The 18007-nt window shown below is 66.0% G+C and carries 15 protein-coding genes; 4 read left to right on the top strand and 11 right to left on the bottom strand.

Going from position 1 to position 18007, the window contains the following annotated elements; all coding sequences use genetic code 11:
- The first annotated feature begins 14 nt into the window (after nt 1-14).
- Nucleotides 15-1976: a hypothetical protein gene (locus GRI59_RS05405; protein WP_160760128.1), complete on the top strand. Its 1962-nt coding sequence runs from the start codon at nt 15-17 to the stop codon at nt 1974-1976.
- Nucleotides 1977-1996: 20 nt separating this feature from the next.
- Here the strand turns inward: GRI59_RS05405 and GRI59_RS05410 are convergent, their stop codons facing one another.
- The 3 genes from GRI59_RS05410 to GRI59_RS05420 all read right to left on the bottom strand — a co-directional run bounded on the left by GRI59_RS05410 (nt 1997) and on the right by GRI59_RS05420 (nt 5356).
- On the bottom strand, nt 1997-2830 hold the full coding sequence (locus GRI59_RS05410; protein WP_160760129.1) for a transcription factor jumonji, JmjC: 834 nt from the start codon (nt 2828-2830) through the stop codon (nt 1997-1999).
- A gap of 106 nt (nt 2831-2936) precedes the next feature.
- Entirely contained in the window at nt 2937-4772 is a 1836-nt protein-coding gene (locus tag GRI59_RS05415; protein WP_160760130.1) for a gamma-glutamyltransferase family protein, read from the bottom strand.
- A 47-nt stretch (nt 4773-4819) separates the two neighbouring features.
- Nucleotides 4820-5356, bottom strand: coding sequence for a DUF2306 domain-containing protein (locus GRI59_RS05420; RefSeq protein ID WP_160760131.1), 537 nt, complete (start codon nt 5354-5356; stop codon nt 4820-4822).
- A 164-nt stretch (nt 5357-5520) separates the two neighbouring features.
- Between GRI59_RS05420 and GRI59_RS05425 the strand changes: the two genes are divergently transcribed.
- Nucleotides 5521-6348, top strand: a complete 828-nt coding sequence (locus GRI59_RS05425; protein WP_160760132.1) for a LytTR family DNA-binding domain-containing protein — start codon at nt 5521-5523, stop codon at nt 6346-6348.
- Nucleotides 6349-6351: 3 nt separating this feature from the next.
- On the opposite strand, the gene GRI59_RS05430 is transcribed toward GRI59_RS05425, so the two are convergent.
- The 5 genes from GRI59_RS05430 to aroC form a co-directional block, all read right to left on the bottom strand.
- Nucleotides 6352-6972 carry a class I SAM-dependent methyltransferase gene (locus GRI59_RS05430; protein WP_160760133.1) on the bottom strand — a complete coding sequence of 207 codons (621 nt, stop codon included), beginning with the start codon at nt 6970-6972 and terminating at the stop codon, nt 6352-6354.
- 83 nt (nt 6973-7055) lie between these two features.
- Nucleotides 7056-9272: a catalase/peroxidase HPI gene (gene katG, locus GRI59_RS05435; protein WP_160760134.1), complete on the bottom strand. Its 2217-nt coding sequence runs from the start codon at nt 9270-9272 to the stop codon at nt 7056-7058.
- A gap of 289 nt (nt 9273-9561) precedes the next feature.
- Nucleotides 9562-11151 (bottom strand): alkyl hydroperoxide reductase subunit F, encoded by a 1590-nt coding sequence (gene ahpF / locus GRI59_RS05440; protein ID WP_160760135.1) that lies wholly within the window; start codon nt 11149-11151, stop codon nt 9562-9564.
- A 215-nt stretch (nt 11152-11366) separates the two neighbouring features.
- Nucleotides 11367-11933: an alkyl hydroperoxide reductase subunit C gene (gene ahpC / locus GRI59_RS05445; protein WP_160760136.1), complete on the bottom strand. Its 567-nt coding sequence runs from the start codon at nt 11931-11933 to the stop codon at nt 11367-11369.
- A gap of 261 nt (nt 11934-12194) precedes the next feature.
- Nucleotides 12195-13265 carry a chorismate synthase gene (aroC, locus tag GRI59_RS05450; RefSeq protein ID WP_160760137.1) on the bottom strand — a complete coding sequence of 357 codons (1071 nt, stop codon included), beginning with the start codon at nt 13263-13265 and terminating at the stop codon, nt 12195-12197.
- Between the two features lie 261 nt (nt 13266-13526).
- Between aroC and ruvA the strand changes: the two genes are divergently transcribed.
- On the top strand, nt 13527-14135 hold the full coding sequence (gene ruvA / locus GRI59_RS05455) for a Holliday junction branch migration protein RuvA (RefSeq protein WP_160760138.1): 609 nt from the start codon (nt 13527-13529) through the stop codon (nt 14133-14135).
- A 113-nt stretch (nt 14136-14248) separates the two neighbouring features.
- Here ruvA and GRI59_RS05460 read toward each other — a convergent pair whose 3' ends face one another.
- On the bottom strand, nt 14249-14566 hold the full coding sequence (locus tag GRI59_RS05460) for a GIY-YIG nuclease family protein (protein WP_160760139.1): 318 nt from the start codon (nt 14564-14566) through the stop codon (nt 14249-14251).
- Between the two features lie 55 nt (nt 14567-14621).
- On the opposite strand from GRI59_RS05460, the gene ruvB reads away from it, so the two are divergent.
- On the top strand, nt 14622-15650 hold the full coding sequence (gene ruvB / locus GRI59_RS05465; protein WP_160760140.1) for a Holliday junction branch migration DNA helicase RuvB: 1029 nt from the start codon (nt 14622-14624) through the stop codon (nt 15648-15650).
- Nucleotides 15651-16228: 578 nt separating this feature from the next.
- Here ruvB and GRI59_RS05470 read toward each other — a convergent pair.
- Together GRI59_RS05470 and GRI59_RS05475 are read right to left on the bottom strand one after the other, a co-directional pair.
- On the bottom strand, nt 16229-17155 hold the full coding sequence (locus GRI59_RS05470; RefSeq protein WP_160760141.1) for a hypothetical protein: 927 nt from the start codon (nt 17153-17155) through the stop codon (nt 16229-16231).
- A gap of 326 nt (nt 17156-17481) precedes the next feature.
- Nucleotides 17482-18006, bottom strand: a complete 525-nt coding sequence (locus GRI59_RS05475) for a rhodanese-like domain-containing protein (protein WP_160760142.1) — start codon at nt 18004-18006, stop codon at nt 17482-17484.
- Between the last annotated feature and the right edge of the window lies 1 nt (nt 18007).

Below are 18007 nucleotides of genomic sequence, written 5' to 3' on the forward strand. Positions count from 1 at the left end.
AGACGCCGCGCCTCATGCCTTCCCATCTGCCCGCCCGGATTCATGACAGCTGGCAGCCGCATCTGGCGCTGGGCATTACGGGTCACCGCGCCTCCAACCCTTCGTACCGCGCCCATGCGGCGGCGATTGCGGCTGCGCTCGCCGCGCTGTTCGCCCGGATCGAGGCGATTGCCGACAGCTTGCCGGGGGCGCACGGGGCGGTGCGGCTCCACAGCCTGATGGTCGACGGTACGGATCAGGTCGCCGCGGAGCTCGCACTGGCGCAGGGCTGGGAGCTCGCGGTGCCAATGCCGTTCGGCGCCGGGCTCAATTCCGCGATCAACGCCCACCCTGAAACACTGGCTGATGCCGACGCGCTGCTGGCGGGCGGCATGGCGAGCGATCCTGCGGTCGAGGCCAAGGCCGCCGCGATCCGCGCTGTCACCGCGCGCGCCTGCCTGTTCGAACTGGCCGACCGCGATGCCGAGGTGGAAGCGCTGTGGCGCGCCGTCATCGCCGACCCGGAGGACCGCGCCGCCGCGCGCAGCTTTGAGGCACTGGCGTCGGACAATGTCGCGCTGGCCGGGCGGGTGATGATCGAGCGCACCGATCTCGTCATCGCGGTGTGGGACGGCAAGGTCGCCAATCTACCCGGCGGGACGGGGCATACGGTCGTCGCCGCGCTCCAGATGGGGACGCCGGTGCTGCTGATCGACCCCGCCGCGCCCGAGGCTTGGCGCATCCTCACCCGGCCCGAGGAACTGGCCCAGCCCGATTGCGACGGGGAGCCCGATTGTACGCGGCTGGAAGCGATCATCCGCGCCGCCGTGGTGGTGGAGGACTGGAGCCCGGCCAGCCTCGCCAAGGAACAATGGCGCCCGCACAGCTCGCGCGCATTCGGCCTCTATCGCCGGGTTGAGCGGATGTTCGGCGGCGGAGGCAGCCCGTTCGCCTCGCTGAAGACCGCCTATGAAGCGCCCGGCGCAATCGCCGCTGGTAGCGGTGCAGGCGTGATGGCCGCGGCGCAGGCCATGCCGGGCGGTGATGCCCAAGTGACGCGCCAGCTGGCCGAGGATGTGCTGCCGCTGTTCGCTTGGTCCGATGGCATCGCGAGCCGCCTCGCCGATGCCTATCGCAGCGGGATGACGGTCAATTTCGTGCTCGCCGCGTTGGCGGTGATGATCGGGATCGCTTTTCTGCCCACCGGGATGGGCGATATCAAATGGGCCTTTGCGCTGGTCGAGCTGCTGCTGCTGGGCGGGATTCTGGTGATGACCGCGGCGGGATCGCGGCTCGGCTGGCACCGGCGCTGGTTCGCGATGCGGCGCGTGGCCGAATATCTGCGCCATGCCCCCGCGCTGCTGCTGCTGGGCGTCGCACGGCCGACGGGGCGCTGGGCGCGCAGCGGTGACGGCGCGGAATGGCCCGAACACTTCGCCCGCCATGCCCTGCGCGATGTCGGCCTGCCGCAGGTTCAGGTGACGCGCGACTATCTGCGCGCGGGGCTGACCGGTGTCGTCCTGCCGCATGTCACCGGGCAGGCCAGCTATCACGAAGCCAAGGCCCACCGGCTGGAGCGGGTGCACCACCGGCTCGACACAGCAGCCGAGACCTGCTTCGCGCTCGCGGTCGCCTCAGTCATGGCCTATCTGGCGCTGAAAGGCGCGGGCCTTGCCGGTCTTGTGCCCAAGCACCTGGCAGCGGATTGGTCGCCGTTCTTCACCTTCTGCGGCGTGGCCTTCCCGACGCTGGGCGCGAACCTTGCCGGGATCCGTTACTTCGGCGATTTCGAACGCTTCGCTGCGATCTCGCAAGTGGCGGCGGAGAAGCTGCGCGAGATCGAGGCGCGGATCGGCCTGCTGCTGTCAGGCGCGCCCGCCGCCCTGACCTATGGCGCGACGGCCGACCTAATCCATGCGCTGGATGAGGCCGTGGTCGAGGAAATCGCCAGCTGGCAATCTGTTTTCGGCGCCAAGCATCTGGCGCTACCGGCTTAGGCGCGCCTCGCCGAACGGCATCATACCAGCCCGATCCTCTGGCCGAACCGGCCCGCTGCGGCGCGCAGCCAGGGGGCGCTGGGCCGCGCGACCGGATCATAGGCGGGCAGGCCGACGCGGCGCATCAGCGGGTTGAGGCTTAAAGCATCGGCAATCGCGCGGCTCTTGCGGCATTGCCATGTCACCGACAGCGAGATTGAGGGCTTGTAACCGGCATGGATCCAATGCGGCGCGGCATAGGGCACAAACAGCGCGTCGCCCCGCGCAAGCAGATGCTTTTCGCCCAGCGCGGCGTAATCATGCTTCCATTCGAGCACGTTCTCGCCCGTACGGTGATAGGCCTCGCGCCGCGCCAGATCGAGGAAAGGCGGGGCGGGCGGATAGGCGGCGAGCACCTTGTCCCCGGCAATCTGGAACAGGATGCTGTGTTCGGCATCAAAGTGGAAAGGGGTGTAGGCGCCGGGCGCGCAGATGAACACGAAGCCCTTGATGTCGCGCACCGCCTCGGTCGCTGAGCCGATGATGGGGGCAATCTCCGCCAGCAGCCGTTCGAGCAACGCGCGATAGGCGGGCAATTGCTCAATATAACGTAGCATGATCCATCCCGAGGACGCACCGCCTGCGGCAATTGCGTTAGCTAGGTGAGCGTCACTGTCCAGCACGCGAAAAGCCTCGCCATTGCTGGCATTGTGGACGCGCCGTTCGACATGCTGGCGCGGCAGCGCGCGTGCGGCTGCGGCCAGCGCGTCATAGCCGAGCAGACCCTCGGCAGCGAGATGGTGGCGCAATCGTCCCGGGCTGCGCGGATAGCGCTCCCGCAGATGGGACAAGGAGGTGGGGTCAATCAGCGACATGAATGCGGCCCTGTCAGAGAAATCCCGGCTTAATAACAGGGATTTACCCGGATTCAGTGAAGGCCTCGTTAACGCAAAACGCCACCCCGCATGACGAGCGGGCGGATCAGTAGCCGCTGGCTTGCCCGTCCTTTCGCATCTCGGTCGCGCCGGTATAGACGCCGCTCACCGGATCGCGCACGATCGCCTGATAGCCGCCAAACGGGATGCCAGTTCCCTCCACTTCGACCCTGTGGCCCATCGCCCGCAAAGCCTCGACCGTCGCGGCTGGAATGCCGGGTTCGAGTTGGAGCACGCCGAGCATATCGACCGGCGCGGTGTCGGCGGGGCTGCCCGCCAGCGCATCGGTCGGCTGGCGGCCACCGTCGTGGTGGAGGCGCGCCGCGTCGCCCGCTTCTTGCAGATTCATCCCGTAATCGACGAGGTTGATCAGCACCTGCACATGGCCCTGCGGCTGCATCCCGCCGCCCATCAGCCCGAAGCTCATCCACGGCTTGCCGTCCTTGCGGATGAAGGCCGGGATGATCGTCTGGAACGGACGCTTGGCGGGGGCATAGGCATTGGGGTGCGCCGGATCGAGGCTGTAAAGCTCGCCCCGATCCTGGAACATGAAGCCGAGCCCGTCGGCCACCAGCCCGCCGCCCATGCCGCGATAGTTTGACTGGATGAGGCTCACCATCATCCCGTTCTTGTCGGCGACGGTGAGGTAGGTGGTGTCGCCCGGCCCCTCCAGCTTCGGCGCGATCAGCGCGCCGGGGGTGAAGGCGGCGGTGGCCTTTGCCGGGTCGATCAGGGCGAAGCGTTGCTTGCCGTATTCGTCTGAGAGCAGTTCTGCGGGCGCTCGGGCGAAATCGGGGTCGGCATAGAAGCGCGCGGCGTCTTCGAAGGCGAGGCGTTTGGCTTCGGTGATGTAGTGGATCACCTCGGGGCTGCCGCGCTCCCATTGGCTGAGGTCGACATTCTTCAGAATGTTGACCATCTGGAGCGCCGCGAAACCTTGCGAGTTCGGCGGCAGCTCGCACAACTCGTAACTCTTGCGGTATTCCACGCAGGCGACATCGACCCACTCACTGTCATGCGCCGCGAAATCGGCGAGGGAGAATGCGCTGCCCTGCCGCCGGAGGTAATCGACCATCGTGCGCGCGGTTGCGCCCGCGTAGAATTCGTCGCGGCCATTCTTGGCGATCCGATCCAGCGTGTTCGCCAGATCGAGGTTGCGGAACATCTCACCAGGGCGCGGCGCGCGACCATCTTTGAAATAGGTTGCGCGGGCATTGGCGAAGTCGAACGGGGTGGTGGCGCGCTGACGCTCGTAGTTCTTCAGCCCGCGGTCCATATACATCGCGATCACCGGGGCGACCGGGTGGCCTTCGCGGGCGTAGCGGATCGTCGGCGCGAGGACGTCTGCCATCGGCAGCTTGCCGAAGCGCGCGTGGAGATCGAACCACGCATCCACCGTGCCGGGGATGGTGATGGGCAGCACGCCCACGGGGGGCAGGCTGGTCGCGCCGGCGGGCAGCTTGGCCTTGAGTTGCTCCAGCGTCTGGCCGCTGGGCGAGCGGCCCGAGCCGTTGATGCCGACAAGCTGGCCGGTTTTGGGATCATGGACAATCGCGAACAGATCGCCGCCGATGCCGTTGCCGGTCGGCTCCATCAAGCCGAGCGCCGCATTGGCGGCAATCGCCGCATCGACCGCAGATCCGCCCGCTTTCAGAATATCGAGCGCGATCTGGGTGGCGAGCGGGTGGGCGGTGGCGGCCATGCCGTTGGGGGCGATCACCGGACTGCGGCTCCATTGCGCCCCCACCGGCCGCGCGCCGGGGCCGATCCCGGCGGTCGCCTCGGGCGTGCTGGTAGCGGGGTTGGCAGGTGCATCCTCGGCCAAAACGGGGGCTGCGAGAAGGGCGGTTGCGGTGAGCAGCAGGGGTGCGAGTTTGATCATGGGGCCGCACCCTAAGCCGCTCGTCGCTTCGCGCAAGGCCGTGTCGCTCAACCCAGCAGCATCACGTTCATCAGGCGCCCGGGCACCGCGAAGGCGGCAATGCCGGGGATCATCAGCGCGGTGAGGTAGGTGCGCACCAAATGGGCCTTGTGCGCCTTGATGTCCCCCTTGCGCGCCGTCGACATCACCTTCCAGGCGGCATGGAAGGTGAGCGGTACGAACAGGTGAATCCAGCTGAAAGTGCCGCTTGTCTGGATGAAGATCGCGGTGGTGGCGGTGATCAGCATCAACACTAACCAGACCTTGCCCAGCTGCTTGTGCATCGGCGTGCCCTTCTTCGCGAGCATCAGCCAGCCGCCGAGCGGGATCGTTGGCAGCACGGCGGCGACGTGGAGGATGATCGGCAGCTTGGCATAGGCCTCGATCCCCTCGACCATGCCGAGCGCCGCTTTCCCCAGTGACACCACCACGGCAAAGCACATGGTGAAGCACGACAGGCTGATGGCGGTGCGGGCGACGGGGCCGATGTCGAAGCTGGCGTAAGCGGGACGGCGGGCGGCGAAGGGCAGGCTGATGGTGGTCATGGCGGGTCTCCTAAAGGGCTCAAGGTGATTGCTGAGGTCAGGATGCCGCCGGGCCATTCGCGGGCAATCGACCTTGCGCCAATCGCGCGTGCTGTGCGCGAAATGGCCGGGAAGCCGGAGCTTTGCCACTTTACGAAGCGCGAATGGGCAGTCAGACCAGCGCCATGAACGCTCAACCGGCCTCGCCGCGACACGCGCTTTTGCGCCGGATCATCATCGATCTGGCGGCGATGGCCGTGATCGGGGTGTTCCTCGCCATCATCGGCCCGTTCGGCAGTATCGCCGCCCCTCTGGCTGAGCGGTTGGTGACGTGGATCGGCTTCGCATGGCTCGGCTATGCCTGCTACCGCCCGATGCAGAGCGTGGCGAGCTGGGGGTCGCGGGTGCTGGCCTTGCCGCGCTGGAGTATGCTGGCGGCGACCTGTCTGGTGGGTACAGTGCCGATGACTATCGCGGTGCTGGCCATCAACCGGGAGCCGTTCGGCACGCTGGGCTGGCCCGGGCTCGAGGTGGTGATGGGCACCTATTTTTCGGTGCTGGTGATCGGCGGGGCGATAACGGTGCTGTTCAATCTCGTGCAGGGCCCGCGCGAGCCGATTGCGGTGCCGCTCGTCGCGGCTCCACAAACTGCCGAACTCGCCCCCGTTGCGACGACCGTTCCTGCAACCGCCCCGCTGCCCTCGAACCCTCTGCTTGACCAACTCCCCGCCGAACTCGGCAGCGCCATCATCGCGCTCGAGATGGAGGATCACTACCTGCGTGTGCACACAATGCTGGGATCGGCGCTGGTGCTGATGCGGCTGCGTGACGGGATTGCCTTGCTGGGCGATCTGGAGGGGATGCAGGTGCACCGCAGCTGGTGGGTGGCGCGCGAAGCGGTGGAGGATGTGGTGCGCGACGGGCGCAACATCCGCCTCAAACTGCCGCGCGGGTTGGAAGCCCCGGTCGCCCGCGCCAATGTCGCCGCCCTGCGGGACGCGCGCTGGATCTGACGGTCAGTCCGTGCGGCTGAACACGCACCACGTGAACGCTTGGCGTGCCCCCCACGGAGTGATGTGTTCGTCGCGCCAGTCCGCCGCCAGCGTGAAGCCCGGCCCCAACTTCGCGGCCAGCCTGTCTGCGTCATAGCGTTCCACCGCCAGCCCGCTGCATTTCTCCGGCCCGTCGAGCGCAAAGGTGGCGATGATCACCAGCCCATCCGCCGCCAGCCCTTCACCCAGCGCCCGGACATAGGCGGCGCGCTGTTCAGGCGTGGTGAGGAAGTGGAACACCGCACGGTCGTGCCACACGTCATACCGCCGCGGCGGCTGCCATTCGGTGATATCGGCGACCTCCCATGCAACATTCGCGCTGGCCACACCCAGCCGCGCTTGTGCTGCGGCAAGCGCCGGTGCTGCGATGTCCAGCACGGTCACATCGCCCCACCCGCGTGCCAGCAAGGCATCGACCAGCGTCGAGGCGCCGCCGCCGATGTCGATCAGCGACTGTCCCGGTTCTGCGCCAAAGCGATCCAGCGCCAGCAGCGATTGTTCGGGCGTGGGTTGATACCAGCTGACGGCATTGGGTTGTTTGTCAGTGTAGACGGTGCGCCAGTGGCGCTCGCGTTCGCCAGTCATGGGGGTGTCCTGTTTTGCGGCCGTATAACACAAAAGGCCCCCGGCATTGCTACCGGAGGCCTTCTTGTTACGGGTCAGCTTGCTCAGTGATACTTGGCGTAGCTCACGTCGAAGCGGTCCGCGTTCATCACCTTGTTCCAGGCCGAGATGAAGTCGCACACGAACTTGCCTTCATTCCCGCTCTCGGCATAGACCTCGGCCTGCGCACGCAGCATCGAGTTTGAGCCGAAGACGAGATCGGTGCGGGTCGCGCGCCACTTTTCCGTGCCGGTGGCGCGGTCGGTGCCGACATATTCCTCGTCGCCGCTCTCATCCACAGGCGTCCACCGGGTGCCCATGTCGAGGAGGTTGCGGAAGAAGTCCGGCGTGAGCTTGCCCGGGGTTTCGGTCAGCACGCCGATGCGGTGGCCGTGATGCGCGTGATCGCTCACCGCACCCAGCGCGCGCATCCCGCCGACCAGCACGGTCAGTTCGGGGATCGACAGGCCCATCAGATGCGCCCGGTCGATCAGCATTTCCTCGGTACGGACCTGCGCTTTGGTCTTGAGGTAGTTGCGGAACCCATCCGCAAACGGCTCCATCGGCTCGAAGCTGGCCGCATCGGTGTGCTCGTCCGTGGCATCGCCGCGCCCGCCGAGGAACGGTACAGTCACGTCGAACCCGGCATCCTTCGCCGCCTTCTCGACCGCCGCGTTTCCGGCCGCCACGATGGCATCGGCCATACTGAGGTTGCCGCGATGGGCCTCGATGGTGTCGAGCACCTTCGAAAGCTCCGCCGGATCATTGACCGCCCACGAACGCTGCGGCTCCAGCCGTACACGTGCGCCGTTGGCACCGCCGCGGTGGTCCGAATTGCGATAGGTCGAAGCCGAGGCCCAGGCCGCCTTGACCAGCTCGCGCACCGAAAGACCGCTGTTTAGGATCGCTTCCTTGAAGCGCGCCACTTCGGCTTCGGACGGGGTGGTGCCAGCCGGAACTGGGTCCATCCAGATCAGCGTTTCTTCCGGCACTTCCGGCCCGAGGTAGCGCACCTTGGGCCCCATGTCGCGGTGGCACAGCTTGAACCATGCACGCGCGAAGGCGTCATCCAGCTGTTCCGGGTGCGCCAGGAAGCGCTCGGAAATCTTGCGATATTCCGGGTCGTTCTTCAGCGCCATGTCGGCGGTGGTCATCATCGTCGGCACGCGCTTGTTGGGATCACGCGCGTCGGGAGCGAGATCTTCCGGATCGGGGTTGATCGGCGTCCACTGGTTGGCACCGGCGGGCGACTTCACCAGCTCGAAGTCATACTTGAACAGGATGCGGAAGTAATCGTGGCTCCACGCGGTCGGGTTGTTCGACCAGCTGCCCTCGATGCCCGAGGTGGTGATGTTGCCAGCGGCAATCTCGGCCTCGTCATTGAGCCAGCCGAAGCCTTGCAGGTGCAGGTCTTCGCTTTCTGGAGCGCCGCCGAAGGTGTCCGCCGGATGGGCGCCGTGGGCCTTGCCGAAAGCATGACCGCCTGCGGTGAGCGCGACGGTTTCCTCGTCATTCATCGCCATGCGAGCGAAGGTTTCGCGCATGTCGCGGGCCATGCCTTCGGGGTCATGCGGGTTGCCCTGCGGCCCTTCGGGATTGACGTAGATGAGGCCCATCTGGATCGCGGCCAGCGGGTTTTCGAGCGCCTTGCCTTCCTGCGCATTGATGCGGGTGGCAACGCCTTCATTGACCCATTGTTCTTCGGTGCCCCAATAGACGCTCTCAGGCTCAAACACGTCCGCACGGCCACCGCCGAAGCCGAACACCGGGCCGCCCATGCTTTCGATGGCGACATTGCCGGTGAGGATGAACAGGTCAGCCCAGCTGATGTTCTTCCCGTACTTCTGCTTGATCGGCCACAGCAAGCGGCGCGCCTTGTCGAGATTGCCGTTGTCGGGCCACGAATTGAGCGGAGCAAAGCGCTGCTGACCCGAGCCTGCACCGCCGCGCCCGTCACCGGTGCGATAGGTGCCCGCTGCGTGCCACGCCATGCGGATGAAGAACGGGCCGTAGTGGCCATAATCGGCGGGCCACCACGGCTGGCTGTCGGTCATCAGCGCGGTGAGATCGGCCTTGAGCGCCTTGTAATCAAGCGCATTGAACGCCTCGGCGTAGTCGAAGTCCTCGCCATAGGGATTGGCGCTCTTGCCTTGCTCGGTCAGAATGTCGAGCTGCATCGCCTGCGGCCACCAATCGCGGTTGGTGCGGCCCAGCAGATTGCGCGTGTCCATGCTGCCGTGGAAGGGGCAGCCGCCGCTGATATCTCCGGTTTTTGCATCCATGATCATCTCTCCTCTCAAATCCCAGACTCGTCCCTTGCGGGGGTCTATGGCGAGAAGATTACGCTTTCAGGATGGCGCGTCCAATCGATTAATACGCGGTTTTTGATTGAGTGAGGCGATTAATGGCCCTCGTCATTGCGAGCCGCGAAGCGGCGCGGCAATCCATGAACCGACTGTCGCAATTGGTGCGGCAGCGGGCCATGGATTGCTTCGCTGCGCTCGCAATGACGAGAGGGGCAGGTTCCCACGTGAGAACCTGCCCCTCTTATTGAGACAATTTTGAACGCTGTTACGCCGCCTGCGCCACTTTCTCGACCGGTTCATTCCGGATCAGGAAGTCGAACGCGCCGAGGCCCGCTTTTGCGCCTTCGCCCATCGCGACCACGATCTGCTTGTGCGGCACGGTGGTGCAATCGCCTGCGGCATAGATGCCGGGGATGTTGGTTGCGCCGTGGTCGTCGATCACGATCTCGCCGTGCTTGCTGAGCTCCAGCCCTGTTTCGCGCAGCCATTCGGTGTTCGGCACAAGGCCGATCTGCACGAACACGCCTTCCAGCGTGATCCGGCGTTCCTCGCCATTGGCGCGGTTCTTGACCACCAGCCCGTTCACGCGCGTGCCATCGCCCAACACTTCGGTGGTTTGGCCGTTGGTGATGATCTCGACGTTCGGCATCGAGCGCAGCTTGCGCTGGAGCACCTCATCCGCGCGCAGCTTCACGTCGAATTCGATCAACGTCACATGGCCGACGATCCCGGCAAGGTCGATCGCCGCTTCGACGCCGGAGTTGCCGCCGCCGATCACCGCGATGCGCTTGCCCTTGAACAGCGGGCCGTCGCAGTGCGGGCAGTATGCCACGCCCTTGTTGCGATATTCGGCCTCACCCGGCACGCCGAGGTTGCGCCAGCGTGCGCCGGTGGAGAGGATCAGCGAACGGGCCTTGAGGCTCGCGCCGTTGGCCATCACCACCTCGTGATAACCGCCGACGTCCTTGGCGCTGCGCAGTTCGACCGCGCGGGCGAGGTCCATCAGGTCGATTTCATATTCGCCGACGTGCTTCTTGAGGCTGTCGGTCAGCTTCGGCCCTTCGGTGTAAGAGGTGCCGGGAAGGTTCTCGATCCCGAGCGTGTCCATCAGCTGACCGCCAAAGCGTTCCGCTGCGATCCCCGTGCTGAAGCCCTTGCGCGCGGTATAGACCGCCGCCGCCGCACCAGCGGGGCCGCCGCCGATCACGAGCACTTCGAACGGTGCCTTGGCAGCCAACTTCTCGGCCTGTTTGGCATCGGCGTTCTTGTCGAGCTTCGACAGAATTTCAGCGAGTTCCATCTTGCCGTTATAGAACGGCTGCCCGTTGAGGAAGGTCGCTGGGACCGCCATAATGTCGCGCGCCTCGACTTCGCTCTGGAAGGTGCCGCCTTCGATCAGCGTCGCCGTGATGCGCGGGTTCTCGAGCGCCATCAGCGTCAATGCCTGCACCACATCAGGGCAGTTGTGGCAGCTCAGCGAGAAGAACATCTCGAAATGGAAATCGCCTTCCAGCGCGCGGACCTGCTCGATCAGGTCTGCGTCGACCTTGGGCGGGTGACCGCCGGCCCACAGCAAGGCGAGCACCAGCGAGGTGAACTCATGGCCCATCGGCAGGCCGGCAAACCGCACCCACTTTTCCGCGTCGCTCGCGCGGCGGATTACGAAGCTCGGCTTGCGATCATCGGTGCCGTCGAAACGCGCGGTGACGAGGTCGTGGAGCGATGCGATCTGTTCAATCAGCTGACGGGTCTGGCGCGACTTCTCGCTGTCATCGAGCGAGGCGACCAGTTCGATGCCCTCGCGCAGATTGCCGAGATAGGTCTTGAGCTGGGCCTGCATGGCGGCGTCGAGCATGGTGTTTCCTCCGGGCGCGGATGATCGCGCGAGAAATGGTCTGATCCGTGTTCAGGCAACGCGGGACCGGATGATCGCCTGCCCCGATCAGGGGGAGAAGGGGCGGGCACATCCGGTCCCGGTCACGACCCGAGGGCATCAAGCCGCTCGGGATTTGTCAGTCAGCGCAGGGCGTGGGGGAGGGGGGAAGCCCCGCGCTGACCGAAAGGGTAGGCTTAGATCTTGCCGACGAGGTCGAGCGAAGGAGCGAGCGTGTCGCCGCCTTCTTCCCACGCCGCCGGGCAAACCTGACCGGGATTGGCGCGCACATACTGGGCGGCCTTGATCTTGCGGGTCAGTTCGTTGGCATTGCGACCGACGCCTTCGCAGGTGATTTCCATGATCTGGATCACGCCGTCCGGATCGACCACGAAGGTCGCACGGTCAGCCAGGCCAACGCCTTCGCGCAGCACGCCGAAGTTGTTCGACAGCACGTGGTTCTGGTCGCCGAGGAACGGGAAGGTCAGCTTGCTGATCTTGTCCGAGAAATCGTGCCAGGCCTTGTGGCTGAAGTGCGTGTCGGTGCTGACGGCATAGACTTCGACGCCCATCGCCTGAAGCTGGCCGTACTTTTCGCCCATGTCTTCCAGCTCGGTCGGGCAGACGAAGGTCCAGTCAGCCGGGTAGAAGAAGAACACCGACCACTTGCCGGCGAGATCGGCGTCGGTGACGTCGAAGAAGTCCTTGCCGGCCTGGAATGCGGTCGCCTTGAACGGCTGGAGGGTCGAACCGATGATACCCATGGGAGTTTGTCCTTTTTGATTGGGTTGAGAGGTTGGGGTTGAAACTGATGCTGCCCAAATAGGGATTATTGCGCTGCACAAAAGTGGATTGTTGCGATTGCACAAATCGCTTTTCTCAATCGTAGAGACGGGAACCAATCGGATTTGCCGAAATTACGGCTCCCCACCCCGGGCTTGACCCGGGGCCCAGCTACCTTTGGGGTGACGATGAAAAGCGGGCCCCCGGGTCAAGCCCGGGGCGGGGGGAAGTGGGCGCGACCGCTAACCCACCTGCCCGCGGTGCAGCAGCTTGTGGTCGGCCAGCACCAGCGCCATCATCGCCTCGACGACAGGCGTGCCGCGGATGCCGACGCAGGGGTCGTGGCGGCCTTTCGTGACCACTTCCACCGCCTCACCCGCCGAATTGATCGACTCTACCGGGGTGAGGATTGACGAGGTCGGCTTGAACGCCACGCGGCACACCACCGGCTGCCCTGTCGAAATGCCGCCAGCCGTGCCGCCCGCGTGGTTGCTGGCGTAGAGCGGTGTGCCATCCGGGCCGGGCCGCATCCGGTCGGCATTCTCTTCGCCGGTCAGGCGCGCGGCTTCGAAGCCGTCGCCGATCTCGACGCCCTTGACCGCATTGATGCTCATCATCGCGGCGGCGAGGTCGCTGTCGAGCTTGGCATAGATCGGTGCGCCCCAGCCTGCTGGGACGCCGGTGGCGACGCACTCCACAATCGCGCCGAGGGACGATCCGGCCTTTCGTGCGGCATCGACCTTCTCTTCCCAGCGCTTGGCGGCTTCGGGGTCGGGGCAGAAGAACGGGTTGTTCGCGATCTCGGCATAGTCGATCCGCGCCGGATCAATCCGGTCACCGCCCAGCTCGCACACATAGGCGGTGATGGTGACCTCCGGGATCACCAACCGCGCCACTGCGCCCGCCGCGACGCGCGCTGCCGTCTCGCGTGCGCTCGACCGCCCGCCGCCGCGATAGTCGCGGATGCCGTATTTGGCGTCATAGGCGTAATCGGCATGGCCCGGGCGGTAGCTTTGGGCGATCTCGCTGTAGTCCTTCGACCGCTGATCGGTGTTCTCGATCATCAGGCTGATCGGCGTGCCGGTGGTCCTGCCCTCGAACACGCCCGAGAGGATCCGCACCAGATCATCTTCGCGCCGCTGCGTGGTGAAGCGGCTGGTGCCGGGCTTGCGGGCGTCCATGAAGGGCTGGATGAAGTCCTCGCAGATGGCGAGCCCCGGCGGGCACCCGTCGACGACCGCGCCCAGCGCAGGCCCATGACTTTCGCCCCAAGTGGTAAAGCGCAGCACGCGCCCAAAGGTGTTCCAGCTCATGGGGGCGGTTCTTTACCCGATCTCCCGTTCGTGTCGAGCGCGCGGCGTCATTTGGTTCGCGCCAAGTCGCCAAGGTGCCAAGAGCTTGTCCTTGCGGCGGAGCCGCTTCCTTGCAATCGGAAGCATGGAAAGATTGGGGCTGCGCCCGAGCACTGCCTGCTTGGCTTCTTGGCGACTTGGCGCGAACCCGCTTCGCATCCTGCTGCGGACAAGGCGCAGGGGTGGCTGGTCAAAGCGCTCCGCGTCGGGCAAGAACAAACCATGATTGCAAAGCTCTCAGGCAGGCTCGATGCGACCGGTGAGGACTGGGCCGTGGTCGATGTCGGCGGGGTCGGCTACCTCGTCCACTGCTCCAGCCGCACGCTCGCCGCGCTGGGTGAGGTGGGAGAGGGTTGCACCGTCCACACGCAATTGCAGGTGAGCGAGAACGACATGCGCCTGCTCGGCTTCGCCGACAGCGCCGAGCGGGACTGGTTCCGGCTGCTCACCGGCGTACAGGGCGTGGGGAGCAAGGTGGCGCTGGCGATCCTCTCCGCGCTGTCGACCGGAGACCTGCGCGACGCCTGCGGCAAGGGCGACGCCGCGATGGTCGCCCGCGCGCAGGGCGTGGGGCCGAAGCTGGCGGGGCGGATCGTCAATGAACTGAAAGACAAGGCGGGCGGGATGCCGGGCGGAAGCGGCGGCTTTGCGGCTGGCGTGGCGGCGGCTCCCGCAGGCAGCAAGGGCGCGGACGCGGCGAGTGCGCTGGAGAACCTCGGGTTCAAGCCTGCGGTCGCTGCGCAGGCCGTGGCGCGCGCGCTTGAGGAACTGGGCGATGGCGCAAGCGAGGGCGACCTCATTCGCGTAGCGCTGAAGAAGGCGGCAGGGTGATGGTCATTGCCCAACACCGTCATGCTGAACTTGTTTCAGCATCTATCCTTCCCACCGCGCCTTCGGTGCCCGAGGAGGAATGGTCCCTGACACAAGTTCAGGGTGACGGGTCCTCAGAGATGGTTGAGCTGCGGCAAACCCAACTCCACGGCAAGATCATGCCAGTCGGGGTTTTCGCTCTCGATCAGGTTGATCTTCCATTGCCGATGCCAGCGCTTCAACTGCTTTTCGCGCAAAATGGCCCGCTCCATGTCGCCGAACAGTTCGTAGCGGACGAGGCGGTGGACCCTATAGCGGCGGGTGAAGCCTTCGATTGTACCGTTGCGGTGCTGCCAAAGCCGCGCAATCAGATCGCTCGTGACGCCGATGTAAAGCGTGCCGTGCCGCTCGCTAGCAAGCGTGTAGACGCAGGGTTGGCGATCTTGTCGCATGCCTCCGAGGATGCGGCACTATGGATGCTGAAACAAGTTCAGCATGACGAGACTTATGACTGACCCCCTCCACTCCCCCGCCCGCCAGCCCGGCGACCCGGACGCAGCCCTGCGCCCGCGCCGCCTCGCCGAGTTCGTCGGGCAGGAGGCCGCCAAGGGGAACCTCGCGGTCTTCATCGCCGCCGCGCGCGCGCGTGGGGAGGCGATGGACCATACGTTGTTCTTCGGCCCGCCCGGCCTCGGCAAGACGACGCTGGCGCAGATCATCGCGGGCGAGCTTGGCGTCGGCTTCCGCGCCACCTCTGGCCCCGTCATCGCCAAGGCGGGTGATCTCGCCGCGCTCCTCACCAACCTCGAACCGCATGACGTGCTGTTCATCGACGAAATCCACCGTCTCTCCCCCGTGGTCGAGGAAGTGCTCTATCCGGCGATGGAGGACCGCGCGCTGGACCTTATCATCGGTGAGGGGCCGTCGGCGCGCTCTGTTCGTATCGACCTGCCGCCCTTCACGCTCATCGGGGCGACCACCCGGCAGGGCCTGTTGACCACGCCTTTGCGTGACCGCTTCGGCATCCCCGTCAGGCTCAACTTCTACAGCCACGATGAGCTGGAGCGCGTCGTCACCCGCGCCGCCGGGTTGCTCGGCTTGGCGATCCAGCCTGATGGCGCCCATGAAATCGCCCGCCGCAGCCGTGGCACGCCGCGAGTCGCGGGGCGCCTGCTCCGCCGCGTGCGCGACTTCGCCGATGTCGCAGGCGCGGCCAGCGTCACCCGCCATGTCGCCGACGAGGCGCTGACCCGGCTTGAGATCGACCGGCTCGGGCTTGACGCGATGGACCGGCGCTATCTCACCATGATCGCGACCACCTACAAGGGCGGCCCGGTCGGGATCGAGACGCTGGCGGCGGGCCTTGCCGAGCCGCGTGATACGGTGGAGGAAGTGGTCGAACCCTACCTCATCCAGCTCGGCCTGATCGCCCGCACGGCCCGTGGGCGGGTGCTGAACGATGGCGGCTGGGCGCATCTGGAACTGACCCCGCCCAGAGAATCACCCCCCAGCCAGTCAGGCCTGTTCGAGGACTGATCCCCGGCCACCGGTTAACCAATCGGCTAACCGAACCCCTGTTTTCGGTGCCAGTTCGGGACAGCGCGCCCGAAATCCCGCGATTTCCGGCCGATTCCCGACGCTCCCGGCCCTCCGGTGTGGTTAAGCGGATTGCCCGCCAGCGCCTTCTGACATCAAAAGAACGCTGGATTTGGGGGAAGTGCGGACAGTCCGCATCCATCCCACAGGCAAACAGGGTTACCGACTATGTCGCTCAAACTGGCCATCGCGAAGCTTTCCGCCGCTGCTGCGGGTGTCGCATTGTTGCAAGGCGGCGCCGTGCGCATGGCCGAGCCGATGAACACCGCCGCGCCGGATTACTCGACCAACATTGACGGCAAGCTCGTGGCGGTCGATCCGGTGACCGGGGCGCGCTACATCAAGACGCGTGAGCGCGACATTCCGATGCCGGAACAGCGCCGCCGCCGGATTGTCGAGCGCACGATCGAATGTCAGCCGGTCGGCCCCGCTGGCACGGTCGCTGCGGCAAGCGCGCCTGCCGGGGCCACCCAGGCCTATTTCGATGCCAATGAATGTCCGCCGATCACGCAGATGGCCTATATGCCTGCGCCGCTTCCGCCGCTTCCGCCGATTTCAGGCGGCGGCGGAGTTGGCGGCGGCTGGGGCGGCGGCTTCGGCGGCGGCTTTGGTGGCGGTTTCGGGGGCGGCTTCTTTGGCGGCTTCTTCGGCGGCGGCGGTTCGTCCTCGGGCGATGTGTCGGTCTCGACCACCACTTCGACTTCGGGCGGTAGCAGCAGCAGCGGATCGAGCGGCGTCGTCGTCGATATCGACATCGATAACTCCACTTCGACCACCTCGTCCTCGGGCCAGATCAGTTCGTCCACGACCTCGTCGTCAGGCCAGATCAGTTCTTCTACCGGGCAGGTTTCGACCTCGACTTCGACCGGGCAGGTTTCTTCCAGCACCGGAGCGGTGTCGAGCACCAGCACCTCTGGCAACGTCAGTTCTTCGACCGGCGCGGTATCTTCCAGCACTGGCGCGGTGTCTTCCAGCACAGGCGCTGTCTCGTCGAGCACCGGCGCCGTGTCGTCGAGCACGGGCGCGGTGTCGAGTTCCTCGGGCAATGTCTCCAGCTCGTCCGGCAACGTGTCCAGTTCTTCGGGGAATGTCAGCTCCTCGACCGGCGCGGTGACATCCTCGGGATCGTCCTCGTCGTCTTCTTCGTCGAGCTCTTCCTCGTCGTCCTCTTCGTCCTCGTCCTCGTCGGGCGGCGGCAGCAGCGGCAAGCCGGGCGGCAGCTCGGGCCATCCGGGCGGCACTTCTTCGGGCGGTTCGGGTTCGTCAGGCTCGTCCTCCGGTTCGTCGGGTTCGAGCTCCTCGGGCGGCAGCAGCGGGTCTTCGGGTAGCAGCTCGTCTTCATCGTCGGGTAGCAGCTCGTCCTCGTCGTCGGGCAGCAGCAGCTCCTCGTCTTCGGGCGGCGCGACCAGCGGCGGTAGCACTTCGGGTGACATGACCAGCAGCACCAGCGGTAGCTCCTCGTCCTCGACTTCGTCTTCGAGCAGCTCCAGCGGCTCGTCGGGCAGCAGTGGGTCTTCGGGGTCGAGCTCCTCGTCGGGCAGCAGCAGCTCCTCGTCTTCTTCCTCTTCGTCGAGCAGCAGCAGTGGCAGCAGCTCCTCCTCCTCGGGCGGTCACGACGTGCCGGCCCCGCCGATGACGATCCTGTTCGGCCTTGCTGCTGCCGCCATCCTCGGGCGCCGCAAGTTCCTCGGCTAAACCGGGACGGTCAGACACAACAAAAGGGGCGGCCTGATCGGGCCGCCCCTTTTCGTTTGCGTTTCAGATGAGTGGCTTAAGGCTTGTCGACCGGCTGCTGCGCGGCTTCCCAGGCAAGCATCCCGCCTTCGAGATGCTCGACCGGCTCGCCCGTAACCGCGGCCAGTTTCTCGCCCGCCATCGCCGAGCGGCGGCCCGAGCGGCAATAGAGCACGACCTCGCGCCCATCCGACAGGTCGAGCGCGGTGGGATCGAACTGGTCGAGCGGGATGTGTTCAGCGCCAGGGATCACGCCCTCGGCCACTTCGGCAGTGGTGCGCACGTCGATCAGGCGGATATTGCCCTTCTCAAGCCGCGCGGCCAGTTGTTCCGGCGTAAGCGCGATCAGCGGAGCGGGGGCTGCCGGAGCCGGCACCGCCGAATCGTCCGCCGCGCCTTCACTTACCCCGGCCATCGCCAGTTCAAAGCCCAGCGGCGCAGACGGCCCCTTGCGGCCCTCGCTCGCCCCGCTGCCTTCGCCGCCGCAGGCCGACAGCGCCAGCAGAACGGGCGCAAGCGGCAGAGCGGGTGCAAGCAAAAGGGCGAGGCGGGCTGACGTCATG

Source organism: Erythrobacter ramosus, assembly GCF_009828055.1.
In the GTDB taxonomy this organism is placed as follows: Bacteria; Pseudomonadota; Alphaproteobacteria; order Sphingomonadales; family Sphingomonadaceae; genus Erythrobacter; species Erythrobacter ramosus.